The organism is Mycobacterium paragordonae, assembly GCF_003614435.1.
In the GTDB taxonomy this organism is placed as follows: Bacteria; Actinomycetota; Actinomycetes; order Mycobacteriales; family Mycobacteriaceae; genus Mycobacterium; species Mycobacterium paragordonae.
This window is the reverse complement of record NZ_CP025546.1, coordinates 6,117,913-6,141,127: the sequence shown is the minus strand read 5'-3', so window position 1 is coordinate 6,141,127 and position 23,215 is coordinate 6,117,913. Positions and strand designations below refer to the sequence as shown.

The 23,215-nt window shown below is 82.6% G+C and carries 6 protein-coding genes; 5 read left to right on the top strand and 1 reads right to left on the bottom strand.

Features of this window, described 5'->3' with window-relative positions:
• The first annotated feature begins 75 nt into the window (after positions 1 to 75).
• From C0J29_RS27375 to C0J29_RS33420, 4 genes are all read left to right on the top strand, one after another.
• Positions 76 to 8,526 carry a hypothetical protein gene (locus C0J29_RS27375; protein WP_162951569.1) on the top strand — a complete coding sequence of 2,817 codons (8,451 nt, stop codon included), beginning with the start codon at positions 76 to 78 and terminating at the stop codon, positions 8,524 to 8,526.
• Positions 8,526 to 9,470: a hypothetical protein gene (locus C0J29_RS33015; protein WP_162951568.1), complete on the top strand. Its 945-nt coding sequence runs from the start codon at positions 8,526 to 8,528 to the stop codon at positions 9,468 to 9,470. Before C0J29_RS27375 ends, C0J29_RS33015 begins: the two co-directional genes overlap by 1 nt.
• Positions 9,471 to 9,915: 445 nt before the next feature.
• Positions 9,916 to 11,736 carry a mucin 17-like protein gene (locus tag C0J29_RS33010; protein ID WP_162951567.1) on the top strand — a complete coding sequence of 607 codons (1,821 nt, stop codon included), beginning with the start codon at positions 9,916 to 9,918 and terminating at the stop codon, positions 11,734 to 11,736.
• Positions 11,736 to 15,479: a hypothetical protein gene (locus C0J29_RS33420; RefSeq protein ID WP_208659334.1), complete on the top strand. Its 3,744-nt coding sequence runs from the start codon at positions 11,736 to 11,738 to the stop codon at positions 15,477 to 15,479. Before C0J29_RS33010 ends, C0J29_RS33420 begins: the two co-directional genes overlap by 1 nt.
• A 2,499-nt stretch (positions 15,480 to 17,978) precedes the next feature.
• Here the strand turns inward: C0J29_RS33420 and C0J29_RS34875 are convergent.
• A complete protein-coding gene (locus C0J29_RS34875; RefSeq protein WP_120794147.1) occupies positions 17,979 to 21,521 on the bottom strand; it encodes a PE family protein in 3,543 nt (1,180 codons plus the stop codon).
• Positions 21,522 to 22,276: 755 nt separating this feature from the next.
• Between C0J29_RS34875 and C0J29_RS27350 the strand changes: the two genes are divergently transcribed.
• Positions 22,277 to 23,044: a fructosamine kinase family protein gene (locus C0J29_RS27350; protein ID WP_120794998.1), complete on the top strand. Its 768-nt coding sequence runs from the start codon at positions 22,277 to 22,279 to the stop codon at positions 23,042 to 23,044.
• The last annotated feature ends 171 nt before the right edge of the window (positions 23,045 to 23,215 follow it).

The following is a 23,215-nucleotide window of genomic DNA, read 5'->3' as shown; positions in this document are numbered from 1 at the left end:
GCCGGTGCCGCCGATGCCGCCGACGCCGCCCTGGCCAGCCGTGCCGCCGGTGACGCCGGCGCCGCCGGTGCCGCCTTGGCCTGCGGCGCCGCCGGTGCCGCCGGCGGTGCCCGTGACATCGGTGCCGCGTTGCCGACCGGCGCCGCCGGTGCCGCCCTGGCCTCCGGTGCCTCCGGTGCCTCCGGTGCCCGCAGCTGCGGTGGCGCCGCCGCCGGTGGCGCCGGCTGTACCTGCCGTGCCGCCCGCGCCGCCGGCGCCGCCGGTGCCACCAGTGGCGCCGTTGACGGCGCCGCCGGTGTCGGGGCCGCCGGCGCCGCCAGTGCCGCCCTGGCCTCCGGTGCCGCCGACGCCGCCGCGGCCAGCGGTGCCTCCGGTGACGCCGGCGCCGCCGGTGCCGCCTTGGCCGGCGGCGCCGCCTGTGCCGCCGGCGGTGCCCGCAGTGTCGTTGCCCCCGGCGAGGCCGGAGCCGCCGGCTCCGCCCTGGCCGCCGGTGCCTCCGGTGCCGCCGGTGCCCGCAGCTGCGGTGGTGCCGCCGCCGGTGGCGCCGGCTGTACCTGCCGTGCCGCCCGCGCCGCCGGCGCCTCCGGTGCCACCAGTGGCGCCGGGAATGGCGCCGCCGGTGTCGGGGCCGCCGGTGCCTCCGGTGCCGCCCTGGCCGCCTGTGCCGCCGACGCCGCCGCGGCCGGCGGTGCCTCCGGTGACGCCGGCGCCTCCGGTGCCGCCTTGGCCGGCGGCGCCGCCTGTGCCGCCGGCGGTGCCCGCGACGTTGCTGCCGCCGGCGAGGCCGGTGCCCCCGGTTCCCCCTTGGCCGCCGGTTCCGCCGGTGCCGCCGGTGCCCGCAGCTGCGGTGGTGCCGCCGCCGGTGGCGCCGGCGGTGCCCGCCGTGCCGCCCGCGCCGCCGGCGCCTCCGGCACCGCCAGTGGCGCCGGGAGTGCCGCCGCCGGTGTCGGGGCCGCCGGTTCCGCCGATGCCGCCCTGGCCGCCTGTGCCGCCGACCCCGCCGCGGCCGGCGGTGCCTCCGGTGACGCCGGCGCCTCCGGTGCCGCCTTGGCCAGCGGCGCCGCCTGTGCCGCCGGCGGTACCCGCGGTGTCGTTGCCGCCGGCGAGGCCGGTGCCGCCGGTGCCGCCCTGGCCGCCGGTTCCGCCGGTGCCGCCGGTGCCCGCAGCTGCGGTGGCGCCGCCGCCGGTGGCGCCGGCGGTACCCGCCTTGCCGCCCGCACCGCCGGCGCCTCCGGCTCCACCCGTGGCGCCGGCGCCTACGGTGGCGGGGCCGCCGCCGCCGCCGGCGCCGCCCTGGCCGCCGGTGCCGCCGACCCCGCCGACGCCGGCGGTGCCGCCGGTGCCGCCGGTGCCGCCGGTGCCGCCTTGTCCGGCTGCGCCGCCTGCGCCGCCGGTAGCGCCCGCGGTGTTGTTGCCGCCGGTGGCACCGCCGCCGCCGGCTCCGCCCTGGCCGCCGGTGCCGCCGGTGCCGCCGGTGCCCGCAGTTCCAGTTGCACCGCCACCGGTGGCGCCGGCCGCACCCGCTGTTCCGCCCGCGCCTCCGGCCCCGGCGGTGCCGCCAGTGCCGCCGGTGGTACCCAGAGCGCTACCGGTGCCACCGGTGCCACCGGTGCCGCCTGCGCCTCCGGCGCCCCCGGTGCCAGCGGTGCCGCCAGTGAGGCCTGCGCCACCGGTGCCGCCTGCGCCGCCGGTGCCGCCTGCGCCGGCGGCGCCGCCTGCGCCGCCGCTGCCCGTGCCGGTGGTACCGGTGCCGCCAAGTCCTCCGACGCCGCCGGTCCCGCCGGTGCCGCCCTTACCGCCGGCCCCACTGGCCCCGGCGGTGCCGCCGGCTGCCGCACCGCCCGTGCCGCCGGCCCCGGCCGTGCCACCCGCGGCGCCCTGCCCACCGGTCGCGCCGACCGCCCCGAAGGTGGTGGCCGCCGCCCCGGTCAGACCGGTACCGCCCAGACCACCGACCCCGCCCGTGCCGCCCTTACCGCCGGTGCCGGTCGCCCCGGTCGCCCCGGCCGTGCCGCCCGCGGCCGCGCCGCCCGTGCCGCCGGCCCCGGCCGTACCGCCCGCCGCGCCCTGGCCACCGGTCGCGCCGACCGCCCCGAAGGTGGTGGCCGCCGCCCCGGTCAGACCGGTACCGCCCAGCCCACCGACCCCGCCCGTGCCGCCCTTACCGCCGGTGCCGGTCGCCCCGGTCGCCCCGGCCGTGCCGCCCGCGGCCGCGCCGCCCGTGCCGCCGGCCCCGGCCGTACCGCCCGCCGCGCCCTGGCCACCGGTCGCGCCGACCGCCCCGAAGGTGGTGGCCGCCGCCCCGGTCAGACCGGTACCGCCCAGCCCACCGACCCCGCCCGTGCCGCCCTTACCGCCGGTGCCGGTCGCCCCGGTCGCCCCGGCCGTGCCGCCCGCGGCCGCGCCGCCCGTGCCGCCGGCCCCGGCCGTACCGCCCGCCGCGCCCTGGCCACCGGTCGCGCCGACCGCCCCGAAGGTGGTGGCCGCCGCCCCGGTCAGACCGGTACCGCCCAGACCACCGACCCCGCCGGTGCCGCCCTTACCGCCGGTGCCGGTCGCCCCGGTCGCCCCGGCCGTGCCGCCCGCGGCCGCGCCGCCCGTGCCGCCGGCCCCGGCCGTACCGCCCGCCGCGCCCTGGCCACCGGTCGCGCCGACCGCCCCGAAGGTGGTGGCCGCCGCCCCGGTCAGACCGGTACCGCCCAGCCCACCGACCCCGCCCGTGCCGCCCTTACCGCCGGTGCCGGTCGCCCCGGTCGCCCCGGCCGTGCCGCCGGCTGCCGCGCCGCCCGTGCCGCCGGCCCCGGCCGTACCGCCCGCCGCGCCCTGGCCACCAGTCGCGCCGACCGCCCCGAAGGTGGTGGCCGCCGCCCCGGTCAGACCGGTACCGCCCAGCCCACCGACCCCGCCCGTGCCGCCCTTACCGCCGGTGCCGGTCGCCCCGGTCGCCCCGGCCGTGCCGCCGGCTGCCGCGCCGCCCGTGCCGCCGGCCCCGGCCGTACCGCCCGCCGCGCCCTGGCCACCAGTCGCGCCGACCGCCCCGAAGGTGGTGGCCGCCGCCCCGGTCAGACCGGTACCGCCCAGCCCACCGACCCCGCCCGTGCCGCCCTTACCGCCGGTGCCGGTCGCCCCGGTCGCCCCGGCCGTGCCGCCCGCGGCCGCGCCGCCCGTGCCGCCGGCCCCGGCCGTACCGCCCGCCGCGCCCTGGCCACCAGTCGCGCCGACCGCCCCGAAGGTGGTGGCCGCCGCCCCGGTCAGACCGGTGCCGCCCAGCCCACCGACCCCGCCCGTGCCGCCCTTACCGCCGGTGCCGGTCGCCCCGGTCGCCCCGGCCGTGCCGCCGGCTGCCGCGCCGCCCGTGCCGCCGGCCCCGGCCGTGCCGCCCGCCGCGCCCTGCCCACCGGTCGCGCCGACCGCCCCGAAGGTGGTGGCCGCCGCCCCGGTCAGACCGGTGCCGCCCAGCCCACCGACCCCGCCGGTGCCGCCCTTACCGCCGGTGCCGGTCGCCCCGGTCGCCCCGGCCGTGCCGCCCGCGGCCGCGCCGCCCGTGCCGCCGGCCCCGGCCGTACCGCCCGCCGCGCCCTGCCCACCGGTCGCGCCGACCGCCCCGAAGGTGGTGGCCGCCGCCCCGGTCAGACCGGTGCCGCCCAGCCCACCGACCCCGCCGGTGCCGCCCTTACCGCCGGTGCCGGTCGCCCCGGTCGCCCCGGCCGTGCCGCCGGCTGCCGCGCCGCCCGTGCCGCCGGCCCCGGCCGTGCCGCCCGCCGCGCCCTGCCCACCGGTCGCGCCGACCGCCCCGAAGGTGGTGGCCGCCGCCCCGGTCAGACCGGTGCCGCCCAGCCCACCGACCCCGCCGGTGCCGCCCTTACCGCCGGTGCCGGTCGCCCCGGTCGCCCCGGCCGTGCCGCCGGCTGCCGCACCGCCCGTGCCGCCGGCCCCGGCCGTGCCACCCGCGGCGCCCTGCCCACCGGTCGCGCCGACCGCCCCGAAGGTAGTGGCCGCCGCCCCGGTCAGACCGGTACCGCCCAGACCACCGACCCCGCCGGTGCCGCCCTTACCGCCGGTGCCGGTCGCCCCGGTCGCCCCGGCCGTGCCGCCGGCTGCCGCACCGCCCGTGCCGCCGGCCCCGGCCGTGCCACCCGCGGCGCCCTGCCCACCGGTCGCGCCGACCGCCCCGAAGGTAGTGGCCGCCGCCCCGGTCAGACCGGTACCGCCCAGACCACCGACCCCGCCGGTGCCGCCCTTACCGCCGGTGCCGGTCGCCCCGGTCGCCCCGGCCGTGCCGCCGGCTGCCGCACCGCCCGTGCCGCCGGCCCCGGCCGTGCCACCCGCGGCGCCCTGCCCACCGGTCGCGCCGACCGCACCGAAGGTAGTGGCCGCCGCCCCGGTCAGACCGGTACCGCCCAGACCACCGACCCCGCCGGTGCCGCCCTTACCGCCGGTGCCGGTCGCCCCGGTCGCCCCGGCCGTGCCGCCGGCTGCCGCACCGCCCGTGCCGCCGGCCCCGGCCGTGCCACCCGCCGCGCCCTGGCCACCGGTCGCGCCGACCGCACCGAAGGTAGTGGCCGCCGCCCCGGTCAGACCGGTACCGCCCAGACCACCGACCCCGCCGGTGCCGCCCTTACCGCCGGTGCCGGTCGCCCCGGTCGCCCCGGCCGTGCCGCCGGCTGCCGCACCGCCCGTGCCGCCGGCCCCGGCCGTGCCACCCGCGGCGCCCTGCCCACCGGTCGCGCCGACCGCACCGAAGGTAGTGGCCGCCGCCCCGGTCAGACCGGTACCGCCCAGACCACCGACCCCGCCGGTGCCGCCCTTACCGCCGGTGCCGGTCGCCCCGGTCGCCCCGGCCGTGCCGCCGGCTGCCGCGCCGCCCGTGCCGCCGGCCCCGGCCGTGCCACCCGCGGCGCCCTGCCCACCGGTCGCGCCGACCGCCCCGAAGGTAGTGGCCGCCGCCCCGGTCAGACCGGTACCGCCCAGCCCACCGACCCCGCCGGTGCCGCCCTTACCGCCGGTGCCGGTCGCCCCGGTCGCCCCGGCCGTGCCGCCGGCTGCCGCGCCGCCCGTGCCGCCGGCCCCGGCCGTACCGCCCGCCGCGCCCTGGCCACCGGTCGCGCCGACCGCACCGAAGGTAGTGGCCGCCGCCCCGGTCAGACCGGTACCGCCCAGCCCACCGACCCCGCCGGTGCCGCCCTTACCGCCGGTGCCGGTCGCCCCGGTCGCCCCGGCCGTGCCGCCGGCTGCCGCGCCGCCCGTGCCGCCGGCCCCGGCCGTACCGCCCGCGGCGCCCTGCCCACCGGTCGCGCCGACCGCCCCGAAGGTGGTGGCCGCCGCCCCGGTCAGACCGGTGCCGCCCAGACCACCGACCCCGCCGGTGCCGCCCTTACCGCCGGTGCCGGTCGCCCCGGTCGCCCCGGCCGTGCCGCCGGCTGCCGCACCGCCCGTGCCGCCGGCCCCGGCCGTGCCACCCGCGGCGCCCTGCCCACCGGTCGCGCCGACCGCCCCGAAGGTAGTGGCCGCCGCCCCGGTCAGACCGGTACCGCCCAGCCCACCGACCCCGCCCGTGCCGCCCTTACCGCCGGTGCCGGTCGCCCCGGTCGCCCCGGCCGTGCCGCCGGCTGCCGCACCGCCCGTGCCGCCGGCCCCGGCCGTGCCACCCGCGGCGCCCTGCCCACCGGTCGCGCCGACCGCCCCGAAGGTGGTGGCCGCCGCCCCGGTCAGACCGGTACCGCCCAGACCACCGACCCCGCCCGTGCCGCCCTTACCGCCGGTGCCGGTCGCCCCGGTCGCCCCGGCCGTGCCGCCGGCTGCCGCACCGCCCGTGCCGCCGGCCCCGGCCGTGCCACCCGCGGCGCCCTGCCCACCGGTCGCGCCGACCGCACCGAAGGTAGTGGCCGCCGCCCCGGTCAGACCGGTACCGCCCAGACCACCGACCCCGCCCGTGCCGCCCTTACCGCCGGTGCCGGTCGCCCCGGTCGCCCCGGCCGTGCCGCCGGCTGCCGCACCGCCCGTGCCGCCGGCCCCGGCCGTGCCACCCGCGGCGCCCTGCCCACCGGTCGCGCCGACCGCACCGAAGGTAGTGGCCGCCGCCCCGGTCAGACCGGTACCGCCCAGCCCACCGACCCCGCCCGTGCCGCCCTTACCGCCGGTGCCGGTCGCCCCGGTCGCCCCGGCCGTGCCGCCGGCTGCCGCACCGCCCGTGCCGCCGGCCCCGGCCGTGCCACCCGCGGCGCCCTGCCCACCGGTCGCGCCGACCGCACCGAAGGTAGTGGCCGCCGCCCCGGTCAGACCGGTACCGCCCAGACCACCGACCCCGCCGGTGCCGCCCTTACCGCCGGTGCCGGTCGCCCCGGTCGCCCCGGCCGTGCCGCCGGCTGCCGCACCGCCCGTGCCGCCGGCCCCGGCCGTGCCACCCGCGGCGCCCTGCCCACCGGTCGCGCCGACCGCACCGAAGGTAGTGGCCGCCGCCCCGGTCAGACCGGTACCGCCCAGCCACCGACCCCGCCGGTGCCGCCCTTACCGCCGGTGCCGGTCGCCCCGGTCGCCCCGGCCGTGCCGCCGGCTGCCGCACCGCCCGTGCCGCCGGCCCCGGCCGTGCCACCCGCGGCGCCCTGCCCACCGGTCGCGCCGACCGCACCGAAGGTAGTGGCCGCCGCCCCGGTCAGACCGGTACCGCCCAGACCACCGACCCCGCCGGTGCCGCCCTTACCGCCGGTGCCGGTCGCCCCGGTCGCCCCGGCCGTGCCGCCGGCTGCCGCACCGCCCGTGCCGCCGGCCCCGGCCGTGCCACCCGCGGCGCCCTGCCCACCGGTCGCGCCGACCGCACCGAAGGTAGTGGCCGCCGCCCCGGTCAGACCGGTACCGCCCAGACCACCGACCCCGCCGGTGCCGCCCTTACCGCCGGTGCCGGTCGCCCCGGTCGCCCCGGCCGTGCCGCCGGCTGCCGCACCGCCCGTGCCGCCGGCCCCGGCCGTGCCACCCGCGGCGCCCTGCCCACCGGTCGCGCCGACCGCACCGAAGGTAGTGGCCGCCGCCCCGGTCAGACCGGTACCGCCCAGACCACCGACCCCGCCGGTGCCGCCCTTACCGCCGGTGCCGGTCGCCCCGGTCGCCCCGGCCGTGCCGCCGGCTGCCGCACCGCCCGTGCCGCCGGCCCCGGCCGTGCCACCCGCGGCGCCCTGCCCACCGGTCGCGCCGACCGCACCGAAGGTAGTGGCCGCCGCCCCGGTCAGACCGGTACCGCCCAGACCACCGACCCCGCCGGTGCCGCCCTTACCGCCGGTGCCGGTCGCCCCGGTCGCCCCGGCCGTGCCGCCGGCTGCCGCACCGCCCGTGCCGCCGGCCCCGGCCGTGCCACCCGCGGCGCCCTGCCCACCGGTCGCGCCGACCGCACCGAAGGTAGTGGCCGCCGCCCCGGTCAGACCGGTACCGCCCAGCCCACCGACCCCGCCGGTGCCGCCCTTACCGCCGGTGCCGGTCGCCCCGGTCGCCCCGGCCGTGCCGCCGGCTGCCGCACCGCCCGTGCCGCCGGCCCCGGCCGTGCCACCCGCGGCGCCCTGCCCACCGGTCGCGCCGACCGCACCGAAGGTAGTGGCCGCCGCCCCGGTCAGACCGGTACCGCCCAGCCCACCGACCCCGCCGGTGCCGCCCTTACCGCCGGTGCCGGTCGCCCCGGTCGCCCCGGCCGTGCCGCCGGCTGCCGCACCGCCCGTGCCGCCGGCCCCGGCCGTGCCACCCGCGGCGCCCTGCCCACCGGTCGCGCCGACCGCACCGAAGGTAGTGGCCGCCGCCCCGGTCAGACCGGTACCGCCCAGACCACCGACCCCGCCGGTGCCGCCCTTACCGCCGGTGCCGGTCGCCCCGGTCGCCCCGGCCGTGCCGCCGGCTGCCGCACCGCCCGTGCCGCCGGCCCCGGCCGTGCCACCCGCGGCGCCCTGCCCACCGGTCGCGCCGACCGCACCGAAGGTAGTGGCCGCCGCCCCGGTCAGACCGGTACCGCCCAGACCACCGACCCCGCCGGTGCCGCCCTTACCGCCGGTGCCGGTCGCCCCGGTCGCCCCGGCCGTGCCGCCGGCTGCCGCACCGCCCGTGCCGCCGGCCCCGGCCGTGCCACCCGCGGCGCCCTGCCCACCGGTCGCGCCGACCGCCCCGAAGGTAGTGGCCGCCGCCCCGGTCAGACCGGTACCGCCCAGACCACCGACCCCGCCGGTGCCGCCCTTACCGCCGGTGCCGGTCGCCCCGGTCGCCCCGGCCGTGCCGCCGGCTGCCGCACCGCCCGTGCCGCCGGCCCCGGCCGTGCCACCCGCGGCGCCCTGCCCACCGGTCGCGCCGACCGCACCGAAGGTAGTGGCCGCCGCCCCGGTCAGACCGGTACCGCCCAGACCACCGACCCCGCCGGTGCCGCCCTTACCGCCGGTGCCGGTCGCCCCGGTCGCCCCGGCCGTGCCGCCGGCTGCCGCACCGCCCGTGCCGCCGGCCCCGGCCGTGCCACCCGCGGCGCCCTGCCCACCGGTCGCGCCGACCGCCCGAAGGTAGTGGCCGCCGCCCCGGTCAGACCGGTACCGCCCAGACCACCGACCCCGCCGGTGCCGCCCTTACCGCCGGTGCCGGTCGCCCCGGTCGCCCCGGCCGTGCCGCCGGCTGCCGCACCGCCCGTGCCGCCGGCCCCGGCCGTGCCACCCGCGGCGCCCTGCCCACCGGTCGCGCCGACCGCACCGAAGGTAGTGGCCGCCGCCCCGGTCAGACCGGTACCGCCCAGACCACCGACCCCGCCGGTGCCGCCCTTACCGCCGGTGCCGGTCGCCCCGGTCGCCCCGGCCGTGCCGCCGGCTGCCGCACCGCCCGTGCCGCCGGCCCCGGCCGTGCCACCCGCGGCGCCCTGCCCACCGGTCGCGCCGACCGCACCGAAGGTAGTGGCCGCCGCCCCGGTCAGACCGGTACCGCCCAGACCACCGACCCCGCCGGTGCCGCCCTTACCGCCGGTGCCGGTCGCCCCGGTCGCCCCGGCCGTGCCGCCGGCTGCCGCACCGCCCGTGCCGCCGGCCCCGGCCGTGCCACCCGCGGCGCCCTGCCCACCGGTCGCGCCGACCGCACCGAAGGTAGTGGCCGCCGCCCCGGTCAGACCGGTACCGCCCAGACCACCGACCCCGCCGGTGCCGCCCTTACCGCCGGTGCCGGTCGCCCCGGTCGCCCCGGCCGTGCCGCCGGCTGCCGCACCGCCCGTGCCGCCGGCCCCGGCCGTGCCACCCGCGGCGCCCTGCCCACCGGTCGCGCCGACCGCACCGAAGGTAGTGGCCGCCGCCCCGGTCAGACCGGTACCGCCCAGCCACCGACCCCGCCGGTGCCGCCCTTACCGCCGGTGCCGGTCGCCCCGGTCGCCCCGGCCGTGCCGCCGGCTGCCGCACCGCCCGTGCCGCCGGCCCCGGCCGTGCCACCCGCGGCGCCCTGCCCACCGGTCGCGCCGACCGCACCGAAGGTAGTGGCCGCCGCCCCGGTCAGACCGGTACCGCCCAGACCACCGACCCCGCCGGTGCCGCCCTTACCGCCGGTGCCGGTCGCCCCGGTCGCCCCGGCCGTGCCGCCGGCTGCCGCACCGCCCGTGCCGCCGGCCCCGGCCGTGCCACCCGCGGCGCCCTGCCCACCGGTCGCGCCGACCGCACCGAAGGTAGTGGCCGCCGCCCCGGTCAGACCGGTACCGCCCAGACCACCGACCCCGCCGGTGCCGCCCTTACCGCCGGTGCCGGTCGCCCCGGTCGCCCCGGCCGTGCCGCCGGCTGCCGCACCGCCCGTGCCGCCGGCCCCGGCCGTGCCACCCGCGGCGCCCTGCCCACCGGTCGCGCCGACCGCACCGAAGGTAGTGGCCGCCGCCCCGGTCAGACCGGTACCGCCCAGCCACCGACCCCGCCGGTGCCGCCCTTACCGCCGGTGCCGGTCGCCCCGGTCGCCCCGGCCGTGCCGCCGGCTGCCGCACCGCCCGTGCCGCCGGCCCCGGCCGTGCCACCCGCGGCGCCCTGCCCACCGGTCGCGCCGACCGCACCGAAGGTAGTGGCCGCCGCCCCGGTCAGACCGGTACCGCCCAGACCACCGACCCCGCCGGTGCCGCCCTTACCGCCGGTGCCGGTCGCCCCGGTCGCCCCGGCCGTGCCGCCGGCTGCCGCACCGCCCGTGCCGCCGGCCCCGGCCGTGCCACCCGCGGCGCCCTGCCCACCGGTCGCGCCGACCGCACCGAAGGTAGTGGCCGCCGCCCCGGTCAGACCGGTACCGCCCAGACCACCGACCCCGCCGGTGCCGCCCTTACCGCCGGTGCCGGTCGCCCCGGTCGCCCCGGCCGTGCCGCCGGCTGCCGCACCGCCCGTGCCGCCGGCCCCGGCCGTGCCACCCGCGGCGCCCTGCCCACCGGTCGCGCCGACCGCACCGAAGGTAGTGGCCGCCGCCCCGGTCAGACCGGTACCGCCCAGACCACCGACCCCGCCGGTGCCGCCCTTACCGCCGGTGCCGGTCGCCCCGGTCGCCCCGGCCGTGCCGCCGGCTGCCGCACCGCCCGTGCCGCCGGCCCCGGCCGTGCCACCCGCGGCGCCCTGCCCACCGGTCGCGCCGACCGCACCGAAGGTAGTGGCCGCCGCCCCGGTCAGACCGGTACCGCCCAGACCACCGACCCCGCCGGTGCCGCCCTTACCGCCGGTGCCGGTCGCCCCGGTCGCCCCGGCCGTGCCGCCGGCTGCCGCACCGCCCGTGCCGCCGGCCCCGGCCGTGCCACCCGCGGCGCCCTGCCCACCGGTCGCGCCGACCGCACCGAAGGTAGTGGCCGCCGCCCCGGTCAGACCGGTACCGCCCAGACCACCGACCCCGCCGGTGCCGCCCTTACCGCCGGTGCCGGTCGCCCCGGTCGCCCCGGCCGTGCCGCCGGCTGCCGCACCGCCCGTGCCGCCGGCCCCGGCCGTGCCACCCGCGGCGCCCTGCCCACCGGTCGCGCCGACCGCACCGAAGGTAGTGGCCGCCGCCCCGGTCAGACCGGTACCGCCCAGACCACCGACCCCGCCGGTGCCGCCCTTACCGCCGGTGCCGGTCGCCCCGGTCGCCCCGGCCGTGCCGCCGGCTGCCGCACCGCCCGTGCCGCCGGCCCCGGCCGTGCCACCCGCGGCGCCCTGCCCACCGGTCGCGCCGACCGCACCGAAGGTAGTGGCCGCCGCCCCGGTCAGACCGGTACCGCCCAGACCACCGACCCCGCCGGTGCCGCCCTTACCGCCGGTGCCGGTCGCCCCGGTCGCCCCGGCCGTGCCGCCGGCTGCCGCACCGCCCGTGCCGCCGGCCCCGGCCGTGCCACCCGCGGCGCCCTGCCCACCGGTCGCGCCGACCGCACCGAAGGTAGTGGCCGCCGCCCCGGTCAGACCGGTACCGCCCAGACCACCGACCCCGCCGGTGCCGCCCTTACCGCCGGTGCCGGTCGCCCCGGTCGCCCCGGCCGTGCCGCCGGCTGCCGCACCGCCCGTGCCGCCGGCCCCGGCCGTGCCACCCGCGGCGCCCTGCCCACCGGTCGCGCCGACCGCACCGAAGGTAGTGGCCGCCGCCCCGGTCAGACCGGTACCGCCCAGACCACCGACCCCGCCGGTGCCGCCCTTACCGCCGGTGCCGGTCGCCCCGGTCGCCCCGGCCGTGCCGCCGGCTGCCGCACCGCCCGTGCCGCCGGCCCGGCCGTGCCACCCGCGGCGCCCTGCCCACCGGTCGCGCCGACCGCACCGAAGGTAGTGGCCGCCGCCCCGGTCAGACCGGTACCGCCCAGACCACCGACTCCGCCGGTGCCGCCCTTACCGCCGGTGCCGGTCGCCCCGGTCGCCCCGGCCGTGCCGCCGGCTGCCGCACCGCCCGTGCCGCCGGCCCCGGCCGTGCCACCCGCGGCGCCCTGCCCACCGGTCGCGCCGACCGCACCGAAGGTAGTGGCCGCCGCCCCGGTCAGACCGGTACCGCCCAGACCACCGACTCCGCCGGTGCCGCCCGTGCCGCCGGTGCCGGTGATGCCGGTGGCCCCGGCTGTGGTCCCGGCGCCGCCCTGGCCGCCGGCCCCGGCGGTGCCGCCGGTCGCGCCGATGCCGCCGGTGCCGCCCAGGGCGCCGAAGGTGGTGGCCGCCGCGCCGGTCAGGCCGGTGCCGCCCAGGCCGCCGGCGCCGCCGGTGCCGCCCGTGCCGCCGGTGCCGGTGATGCCGGTGGCTCCGGCTGTGGTCCCGGCGCCGCCCTGGCCGCCGGCCCCGGCGGTGCCGCCGGTCGCGCCGATGCCGCCGGTGCCGCCCAGGGCGCCGAAGGTGGTGGCCGCCGCGCCGGTCAGGCCGGTGCCGCCCAGGCCGCCGGCGCCGCCGGTGCCGCCCGTGCCGCCGGTGCCGGTGATGCCGGTGGCTCCGGCTGTGGTCCCGGCGCCGCCCTGGCCGCCGGCCCCGGCGGTGCCGCCGGTCGCGCCGATGCCGCCGGTGCCGCCCAGGGCGCCGAAGGTGGTGGCCGCCGCGCCGGTCAGGCCGGTGCCGCCCAGGCCGCCGGCGCCGCCGGTGCCGCCCGTGCCGCCGGTGCCGGTGATGCCGGTGGCTCCGGCTGTGGTCCCGGCGCCGCCCTGGCCGCCGGCCCCGGCGGTGCCGCCGGTCGCGCCGATGCCGCCGGTGCCGCCCAGGGCGCCGAAGGTGGTGGCCGCCGCGCCGGTCAGGCCGGTGCCGCCCAGGCCGCCGGCGCCGCCGGTGCCGCCCGTGCCGCCGGTGCCGGTGATGCCGGTGGCTCCGGCTGTGGTCCCGGCGCCGCCCTGGCCGCCGGCCCCGGCGGTGCCGCCGGTCGCGCCGATGCCGCCGGTGCCGCCCAGGGCGCCGAAGGTGGTGGCCGCCGCGCCGGTCAGGCCGGTGCCGCCCAGGCCGCCGGCGCCGCCGGTGCCGCCCGTGCCGCCGGTGCCGGTGATGCCGGTGGCTCCGGCTGTGGTCCCGGCGCCGCCCTGGCCGCCGGCCCCGGCGGTGCCGCCGGTCGCGCCGATGCCGCCGGTGCCGCCCAGGGCGCCGAAGGTGGTGGCCGCCGCGCCGGTCAGGCCGGTGCCGCCCAGGCCGCCGGCGCCGCCGGTGCCGCCCGTGCCGCCGGTGCCGGTGATGCCGGTGGCTCCGGCTGTGGTCCCGGCGCCGCCCTGGCCGCCGGCCCCGGCGGTGCCGCCGGTCGCGCCGATGCCGCCGGTGCCGCCCAGGGCGCCGAAGGTGGTGGCCGCCGCGCCGGTCAGGCCGGTGCCGCCCAGGCCGCCGGCGCCGCCGGTGCCGCCCGTGCCGCCGGTGCCGGTGATGCCGGTGGCTCCGGCTGTGGTCCCGGCGCCGCCCTGGCCGCCGGCCCCGGCGGTGCCGCCGGTCGCGCCGATGCCGCCGGTGCCGCCCAGGGCGCCGAAGGTGGTGGCCGCCGCGCCGGTCAGGCCGGTGCCGCCCAGGCCGCCGGCGCCGCCGGTGCCGCCCGTGCCGCCGGTGCCGGTGATGCCGGTGGCTCCGGCTGTGGTCCCGGCGCCGCCCTGGCCGCCGGCCCCGGCGGTGCCGCCGGTCGCGCCGATGCCGCCGGTGCCGCCCAGGGCGCCGAAGGTGGTGGCCGCCGCGCCGGTCAGGCCGGTGCCGCCCAGGCCGCCGGCGCCGCCGGTGCCGCCCGTGCCGCCGGTGCCGGTGATGCCGGTGGCTCCGGCTGTGGTCCCGGCGCCGCCCTGGCCGCCGGCCCCGGCGGTGCCGCCGGTCGCGCCGATGCCGCCGGTGCCGCCCAGGGCGCCGAAGGTGGTGGCCGCCGCGCCGGTCAGGCCGGTGCCGCCCAGGCCGCCGGCGCCGCCGGTGCCGCCCGTGCCGCCGGTGCCGGTGATGCCGGTGGCTCCGGCTGTGGTCCCGGCGCCGCCCTGGCCGCCGGCCCCGGCGGTGCCGCCGGTCGCGCCGATGCCGCCGGTGCCGCCCAGGGCGCCGAAGGTGGTGGCCGCCGCGCCGGTCAGGCCGGTGCCGCCCAGGCCGCCGGCGCCGCCGGTGCCGCCCGTGCCGCCGGTGCCGGTGAGGCCGGTGGCTCCGGCTGTGGTCCCGGCGCCGCCCTGGCCGCCGGCCCCGGCGGTGCCGCCGGTGGCGCCGATGCCGCCGGTGCCGCCCAGGGCGCCGAAGGTGGTGGCCGCCGCGCCGGTCAGGCCGGTGCCGCCCAGGCCGCCGGCGCCGCCGGTGCCGCCCGTGCCGCCGGTGCCGGTGAGGCCGGTGGCTCCGGCTGTGGTCCCGGCGCCGCCCTGGCCGCCGGCCCCGGCGGTGCCGCCGGTGGCGCCGATGCCGCCGGTGCCGCCCAGGGCGCCGAAGGTGGTGGCCGCCGCGCCGGTCAGGCCGGTGCCGCCCAGGCCGCCGGCGCCGCCGGTGCCGCCCGTGCCGCCGGTGCCGGTGAGGCCGGTGGCTCCGGCTGTGGTCCCGGCGCCGCCCTGGCCGCCGGCCCCGGCGGTGCCGCCGGTGGCGCCGATGCCGCCGGTGCCGCCCAGGGCGCCGAAGGTGGTGGCCGCCGCGCCGGTCAGGCCGGTGCCGCCCAGGCCGCCGGCGCCGCCGGTGCCGCCCGTGCCGCCGGTGCCGGTGAGGCCGGTGGCTCCGGCTGTGGTCCCGGCGCCGCCCTGGCCGCCGGCCCCGGCGGTGCCGCCGGTGGCGCCGATGCCGCCGGTGCCGCCCAGGGCGCCGAAGGTGGTGGCCGCCGCGCCGGTCAGGCCGGTGCCGCCCAGGCCGCCGGCGCCGCCGGTGCCGCCCGTGCCGCCGGTGCCGGTGAGGCCGGTGGCTCCGGCTGTGGTCCCGGCGCCGCCCTGGCCGCCGGCCCCGGCGGTGCCGCCGGTGGCGCCGATGCCGCCGGTGCCGCCCAGGGCGCCGAAGGTGGTGGCCGCCGCGCCGGTCAGGCCGGTGCCGCCCAGGCCGCCGGCGCCGCCGGTGCCGCCCGTGCCGCCGGTGCCGGTGAGGCCGGTGGCTCCGGCTGTGGTCCCGGCGCCGCCCTGGCCGCCGGCCCCGGCGGTGCCGCCGGTGGCGCCGATGCCGCCGGTGCCGCCCAGGGCGCCGAAGGTGGTGGCCGCCGCGCCGGTCAGGCCGGTGCCGCCCAGGCCGCCGGCGCCGCCGGTGCCGCCCGTGCCGCCGGTGCCGGTGAGGCCGGTGGCTCCGGCTGTGGTCCCGGCGCCGCCCTGGCCGCCGGCCCCGGCGGTGCCGCCGGTCGCGCCGATGCCGCCGGTGCCGCCCAGGGCGCCGAAGGTGGTGGCCGCCGCGCCGGTCAGGCCGGTGCCGCCCAGGCCGCCGGCGCCGCCGGTGCCGCCCGTGCCGCCGGTGCCGGTGAGGCCGGTGGCTCCGGCTGTGGTCCCGGCGCCGCCCTGGCCGCCGGCCCCGGCGGTGCCGCCGGTCGCGCCGATGCCGCCGGTGCCGCCCAGGGCGCCGAAGGTGGTGGCCGCCGCGCCGGTCAGGCCGGTGCCGCCCAGGCCGCCGGCCCGCCGGTGCCGCCCGTGCCGCCGGTGCCGGTGAGGCCGGTGGCCCCGGCTGTGGTCCCGGCGCCGCCCTGGCCGCCGGCCCCGGCGGTGCCGCCGGTCGCGCCGATGCCGCCGGTGCCGCCCAGGGCGCCGAAGGTGGTGGCCGCCGCGCCGGTCAGGCCGGTGCCGCCCAGGCCGCCGGCCCCGCCGGTGCCGCCCGTGCCGCCGGTGCCGGTGAGGCCGGTGGCCCCGGCTGTGGTCCCGGCGCCGCCCTGGCCGCCGGCCCCGGCGGTGCCGCCGGTCGCGCCGATGCCGCCGGTGCCGCCCAGGGCGCCGAAGGTGGTGGCCGCCGCGCCGGTCAGGCCGGTGCCGCCCAGGCCGCCGGCCCCGCCGGTGCCGCCCGTGCCGCCGGTGCCGGTGAGGCCGGTGGCCCCGGCTGTGGTCCCGGCGCCGCCCTGGCCGCCGGCCCCGGCGGTGCCGCCGGTCGCGCCGATGCCGCCGGTGCCGCCCAGGGCGCCGAAGGTGGTGGCCGCCGCGCCGGTCAGGCCGGTGCCGCCCAGGCCGCCGGCCCCGCCGGTGCCGCCCGTGCCGCCGGTGCCGGTGAGGCCGGTGGCCCCGGCTGTGGTCCCGGCGCCGCCCTGGCCGCCGGCCCCGGCGGTGCCGCCGGTCGCGCCGATGCCGCCGGTGCCGCCCAGGGCGCCGAAGGTGGTGGCCGCCGCGCCGGTCAGGCCGGTGCCGCCCAGGCCGCCGGCCCCGCCGGTGCCGCCCGTGCCGCCGGTGCCGGTGAGGCCGGTGGCCCCGGCTGTGGTCCCGGCGCCGCCCTGGCCGCCGGCCCCGGCGGTGCCGCCGGTCGCGCCGATGCCGCCGGTGCCGCCCAGGGCGCCGAAGGTGGTGGCCGCCGCGCCGGTCAGGCCGGTGCCGCCCAGGCCGCCGGCCCCGCCGGTGCCGCCCGTGCCGCCGGTGCCGGTGAGGCCGGTGGCCCCGGCTGTGGTCCCGGCGCCGCCCTGGCCGCCGGCCCCGGCGGTGCCGCCGGTCGCGCCGATGCCGCCGGTGCCGCCCAGGGCGCCGAAGGTGGTGGCCGCCGCGCCGGTCAGGCCGGTGCCGCCCAGGCCGCCGGCCCCGCCGGTGCCGCCCGTGCCGCCGGTGCCGGTGAGGCCGGTGGCCCCGGCTGTGGTCCCGGCGCCGCCCTGGCCGCCGGCCCCGGCGGTGCCGCCGGTCGCGCCGATGCCGCCGGTGCCGCCCAGGGCGCCGAAGGTGGTGGCCGCCGCGCCGGTCAGGCCGGTGCCGCCCAGGCCGCCGGCCCCGCCGGTGCCGCCCGTGCCGCCGGTGCCGGTGAGGCCGGTGGCCCCGGCTGTGGTCCCGGCGCCGCCCTGGCCGCCGGCCCCGGCGGTGCCGCCGGTCGCGCCGATGCCGCCGGTGCCGCCCAGGGCGCCGAAGGTGGTGGCCGCCGCGCCGGTCAGGCCGGTGCCGCCCAGGCCGCCGGCCCCGCCGGTGCCGCCCGTGCCGCCGGTGCCGGTGAGGCCGGTGGCCCCGGCTGTGGTCCCGGCGCCGCCCTGGCCGCCGGCCCCGGCGGTGCCGCCGGTCGCGCCGATGCCGCCGGTGCCGCCCAGGGCGCCGAAGGTGGTGGCCGCCGCGCCGGTCAGGCCGGTGCCGCCCAGGCCGCCGGCCCCGCCGGTGCCGCCCGTGCCGCCGGTGCCGGTGAGGCCGGTGGCCCCGGCTGTGGTCCCGGCGCCGCCCTGGCCGCCGGCCCCGGCGGTGCCGCCGGTCGCGCCGATGCCGCCGGTGCCGCCCAGGGCGCCGAAGGTGGTGGCCGCCGCGCCGGTCAGGCCGGTGCCGCCCAGGCCGCCGGCCCCGCCCGTGCCGCCCGTGCCGCCGGTGCCGGTGAGGCCGGTGGCCCCGGCTGTGGTCCCGGCGCCGCCCTGGCCGCCGGCCCCGGCGGTGCCGCCGGTCGCGCCGATGCCGCCGGTGCCGCCCAGGGCGCCGAAGGTGGTGGCCGCCGCGCCGGTCAGGCCGGTGCCGCCCAGGCCGCCGGCCCCGCCGGTGCCGCCCGTGCCGCCGGTGCCGGTGAGGCCGGTGGCCCCGGCTGTGGTCCCGGCGCCGCCCTGGCCGCCGGCCCCGGCGGTGCCGCCGGTCGCGCCGATGCCGCCGGTGCCGCCCAGGGCGCCGAAGGTGGTGGCCGCCGCGCCGGTCAGGCCGGTGCCGCCCAGGCCGCCGGCCCCGCCGGTGCCGCCCGTGCCGCCGGTGCCGGTGAGGCCGGTGGCCCCGGCTGTGGTCCCGGCGCCGCCCTGGCCGCCGGCCCCGGCGGTGCCGCCGGTCGCGCCGATGCCGCCGGTGCCGCCCAGGGCGCCGAAGGTGGTGGCCGCCGCGCCGGTCAGGCCGGTGCCGCCCAGGCCGCCGGCCCCGCCCGTGCCGCCCGTGCCGCCGGTGCCGGTGAGGCCGGTGGCCCCGGCTGTGGTCCCGGCGCCGCCCTGGCCGCCGGCCCCGGCGGTGCCGCCGGTCGCGCCGATGCCGCCGGTGCCGCCCAGGGCGCCGAAGGTGGTGGCCGCCGCGCCGGTCAGGCCGGTGCCGCCCAGGCCGCCGGCCCCGCCCGTGCCGCCCGTGCCGCCGGTGCCGGTGAGGCCGGTGGCCCGGCTGTGGTCCCGGCGCCGCCCTGGCCGCCGGCCCCGGCGGTGCCGCCGGTCGCGCCGATGCCGCCGGTGCCGCCCAGGGCGCCGAAGGTGGTGGCCGCCGCGCCGGTCAGGCCGGTGCCGCCCAGGCCGCCGGCCCCGCCGGTGCCGCCCGTGCCGCCGGTGCCGGTGAGGCCGGTGGCCCCGGCTGTGGTCCCGGCGCCGCCCTGGCCGCCGGCCCCGGCGGTGCCGCCGGTCGCGCCGATGCCGCCGGTGCCGCCCAGGGCGCCGAAGGTGGTGGCCGCCGCGCCGGTCAGGCCGGTGCCGCCCAGGCCGCCGGCCCCGCCGGTGCCGCCCGTGCCGCCGGTGCCGGTGAGGCCGGTGGCCCCGGCTGTGGTCCCGGCGCCGCCCTGGCCGCCGGCCCCGGCGGTGCCGCCGGTCGCGCCGATGCCGCCGGTGCCGCCCAGGGCGCCGAAGGTGGTGGCCGCCGCGCCGGTCAGGCCGGTGCCGCCCAGGCCGCCGGCCCCGCCGGTGCCGCCCGTGCCGCCGGTGCCGGTGAGGCCGGTGGCCCCGGCTGTGGTCCCGGCGCCGCCCTGGCCGCCGGCCCCGGCGGTGCCGCCGGTCGCGCCGATGCCGCCGGTGCCGCCCAGGGCGCCGAAGGTGGTGGCCGCCGCGCCGGTCAGGCCGGTGCCGCCCAGGCCGCCGGCCCCGCCGGTGCCGCCCGTGCCGCCGGTGCCGGTGAGGCCGGTGGCCCCGGCTGTGGTCCCGGCGCCGCCCTGGCCGCCGGCCCCGGCGGTGCCGCCGGTCGCGCCGATGCCGCCGGTGCCGCCCAGGGCGCCGAAGGTGGTGGCCGCCGCGCCGGTCAGGCCGGTGCCGCCCAGGCCGCCGGCCCCGCCGGTGCCGCCCGTGCCGCCGGTGCCGGTGAGGCCGGTGGCCCCGGCTGTGGTCCCGGCGCCGCCCTGGCCGCCGGCCCCGGCGGTGCCGCCGGTGGCGCCGATGCCGCCGGTGCCGCCCAGGGCGCCGAAGGTGGTGGCCGCCGCGCCGGTCAGGCCGGTGCCGCCCAGCCCGCCGGCCCCGCCGGTGCCGCCCGTGCCGCCGGTGCCGGTGAGGCCGGTGGCCCCGGCTGTGGTCCCGGCGCCGCCCTGGCCGCCGGCCCCGGCGGTGCCGCCGGTGGCGCCGATGCCGCCGGTGCCGCCCAGGGCGCCGAAGGTGGTGGCCGCCGCGCCGGTCAGGCCGGTGCCGCCCAGGCCGCCGGCCCCGCCGGTGCCGCCCGTGCCGCCGGTGCCGGTGAGGCCGGCAGTACCGCCATGAGCGTCTCCTGCCGCGCCACCGAGTCCACCGGTACCGCCCGCACCGCCCTGCCCGCCAGCTTCGCCATAAGACGTTGCCGTCCCACCGGTTGCGCCGATTCCGCCGGCGCCGCCGGTCCCGCCGGTCCCGGCCGTGCCCGCTTTGCCTTGAACACCCCCGGTGCCACCAAAACCGGCGTCGCCGCCACTACCGCCTAATCCACCGGTCGCTCCGGCCCCGTTATTGCTGCCGTCGACCCCGACGCCGCCCTGGCCGCCACCGCCACCAACACCGCCGGTACCGCCGACACCGCCCGCCCCCTGATGGCCATCTATCCCGCTGCCCGCGGCTCCGCCGACTCCACCGGTGCCGCCCGCGCCGCCCGCGCCGCCAGTAGCGCCCTGGACACCGGGCGCGGCAACACTGGCGCTGTTGTCGGTGCCGGCACCACCAATGCCGCCGGTGCCGCCTACGCCGCCGCGGCCAGCGGTACCGGTGGCACCAGGCGTCGACCCAACCCCGCCCGTCCCGGCATCGCCGCCGGCACCGCCTACACCGCCCTGACCACCCGCTGTCGCGGCCGTCGATGTCGTACCGTCAAGACCGGTACCACCGACGCCGCCGGCACCGCCGGTACCGCCCGCCCCGCCCTGGCCGCCGGCGCCTTGATTTGCGCCGCTTCCTCCGCCTGCTCCACCCGTGCCGCCCTGGCCGCCTGCAAAGCCGGTACCGCCGTCAGCCCCGGCAGCGGAAGCGCTGGCGCCGACCAGCCCGGCCCCGCCCGCGCCGCCGGCGCCACCGGTACCGCCCACGCCCATGCCGCCCGCCGCGCCACCGCAGCTGAGTAATCCACCGGACCCGCCGGCACCACCGTGTCCGGCCACACCGCCGGTACCACCACCCCCGCCGGTACCACCTATGCCGGCAAGCGCACCATCGCCGCCAGATCCGCCAACACCGCCAGTACCGCCCGCGCCACCGGCGCCGCCGTGCCCACCCGGACCCAGCAGCCACGCACCCTTGCCGCCGGCACCGCCGTCACCCCCGGCCCCGCCCAGCCCACCCGTTTGGCCCAGTACGCCGCCGCTGGCACCGGCAAAACCAAGCCCGCCGGCACCTCCGGCTCCGCCAGCACCACCCGGGGCGAACAGCCCGCCGGCCCCGCCGACCCCACCCTGGCCGCCCGCTCCGGCCGGACCTGCGAGAACGGCATCGGCGCCGGCTCCGCCCGCCCCGCCGGCGCCACCGTGTCCCCAGAAGAAGGACGCGGCGTGACCGCCGGCCCCGCCGGTCCCGCCGCCGTAGCCGCCGGCGCCGCCCGCACCGCCGCCGCCCCATAGCAGCCCGCCACCACCGCCCAGTCCCCCCGTACCGCCGCCGTAGCCGCCAGCGCCCCCGGCGCCGCCGCCGCTCCAGACCCAGCCACCGTGACCCCCCGCTCCGCCGGTGCCTCCGCCAGAGCCTCCCGCGCCACCGTCGCCGGCCGCCCCGAAGAACCATTCCCCGCGTCCGCCGGCGCCCCCGGTGCCACCGCCGACGCCGCCGTTACCCCCGGTGCCGCCACCACCCCACCACAGCCCACCGTTGCCACCCGCCCCGCCGGTCCCTCCGCCGGTCCCTCCCATTCCGCCGGTACCGCCGACACCCAGGAGCCATCCGCCGTTGCCACCGGCCCCGCCGCTGGCACCGGCGCCGCCCGCACCTCCTTGACCGCCGTTACCCCAGAGCCCTGCGGATCCGCCCGCGCCGCCGGCCTGACCGACAGCACCAGGGGCGCCGGCGCCACCGTTGCCGAACAGGATGCCGCCGTCTCCACCCGTGCCTCCCGGAACGGTTGCATTGGCGCCGTCACCGATCAGTGGACGTCCCAGCAGTGTCTGTGTCGGCGAGTTGATCACATCGAGCAATGTCTGCTGGACGTTCTCGATCTCGGTCCAAACATACGAGCCGGCGCCCGCTCGCAAGGCCTGCACGAACTGGGCGTTGAACTGCGCCACCTGAGCGCTCACAGCCTGGTATTCGCGGCCGTGTCCGCCGAACAGTTCTGCGATGCGCAGCGAGACCTCGTCGGTTGCAGCAGCCGCCACCTGGGTGGTCGAGAAGACGGCGGCCGCGTTAGCCGAGTTGACGTCCGAACCGAGTCTCGCTAACTCCGCGGCCACTCCCGCCACATAGGCGGGGGAGACCCAGAGGGACGACATCGGAGAACTCCAGGCGGCAGGGAACGAGTTCACAATCTCGACCCTCGCCGAAATCGCTTGCGCGAATCTTATGGTTTTGCAGGTAGCTTGTCATCGTTTCAGCAAATCTCAGTACTTAACGTGTTGTCTGAGTGAAATGAGCTGTTCATTGGGTCTGATGATGCGCCTTCGCTAAATGACCTGTGTCGACAGAAAGCGGACAGAGTCGTCTGCGCCATACCCGAGCGCTGATGCCGCGAACGGAGGCCGCGAGCCTGTTTAGCTAACGGGCGATGGGCGGATGTTGAGGCGCCAGGCTCGCCCTGTGTTACCTGCCTCGCCCGGGGTTGTCATTGCCGCTAACGCCTACGCCGCCCCGCCCATCGTTACCGGAAGTACCAACTATCAAGCCAAACTGACCCGGCGAGACGGCGTCCCCACCCGGGCCGCCCTGACCCTCGGCTCCAGACGCCACCAATGGGTCCCCCCGCACTCCCGCCGGCAACACCGGAGCCAACCCGCCCCGCGAACGTTGAATGGTGTGCTCGCACTGCCTTTACCGCCCGCACTGCCCAGCTCACCGCTACCACCGCAGCCCTCCCCGGCGGCACTGCAAACGACGTTCGAATTCTGGCCGCAAATGCTTGCCTTTTCATGAATTCAAAGTCACTTGCCGAGCGGGATCTGAAAGTGCTCATTGGGGCTTCGAGTTCGGTCCATAGGTCGCGCCGTCTACAGTCCGAGCGCATGTTGTGCATCAGCTCACCGGCGTCCACGTGACGGATTTCGTCAAGAGCAATCCCGCCGCCCCCGCCGGCTTCTTTGCCTGCGAGGCGGCCGGGCTGCGATGGCTCTCCGGCGTTGAGTGCGGCGTGCCGTGCGCGGAGGTACTGCACGTCGACGCCACCAGTCTGACCTTGCGCCGGCTCGAGTCGGTGCCACCCAGTCCCGACACCGCGCGCGAATTCGGCGCCGGGCTTGCCGTCATGCACGACGCGGGTGCCCCGGCATTCGGCGCAGGACCCGACGGATGGGACGACCAGGGGTTCTTCGGTCCGCTGTCACAACCCCTGCCCATGTCTTTGCGACGGCACCGGCACTGGGGTCCCTTCTACGCCCACGAGCGGCTGGCTCCAATGGTCGAGTTGGCGAACAAACGGCTCGACGCAGCGACGCGGGAAGCGATCAATGCGGTCATGGCCCGGTGCGCAGCGGGAGATTTCGACGACGACGACCCGCCGGCCCGGCTGCACGGAGACCTGTGGAGCGGCAACGTCATGTGGACCCCGGACGGCGTGGTGCTGATCGACCCCGCTGCCCACGGGGGTCATCGCGAGACCGACCTGGCCATGCTGGCGCTGTTCGGCTGCCCGCACTACGACGCGGTCCTGGCCGGATATCAGCAAGTCCGGTCGCTGAAAACCGGCTGGCGCAACCGGATCGGGCTGCATCAGCTCTACCCGCTGCTGGCGCACGTGGTGCTCTTCGGCAGCGGATACGTGCGGCAGACGAGCGCCGCCGCCCGTTCCGCGCTGGGTGCCTGAACACCAGCTGGTGTTGGATGGCCCGCCTCCTCGTCCCGGAGCTGCCGCGCCGGGCATCGTCGGCGGGCTATGGCTGGATTGCCCGCCTCCTCTTCCCGGCGCTGCCGCGCCGGGCATCGTCGGCGGGCTATGGCTGGATTGCCCGCCTCCTCTTCCCGGCGCTGCCGCGCC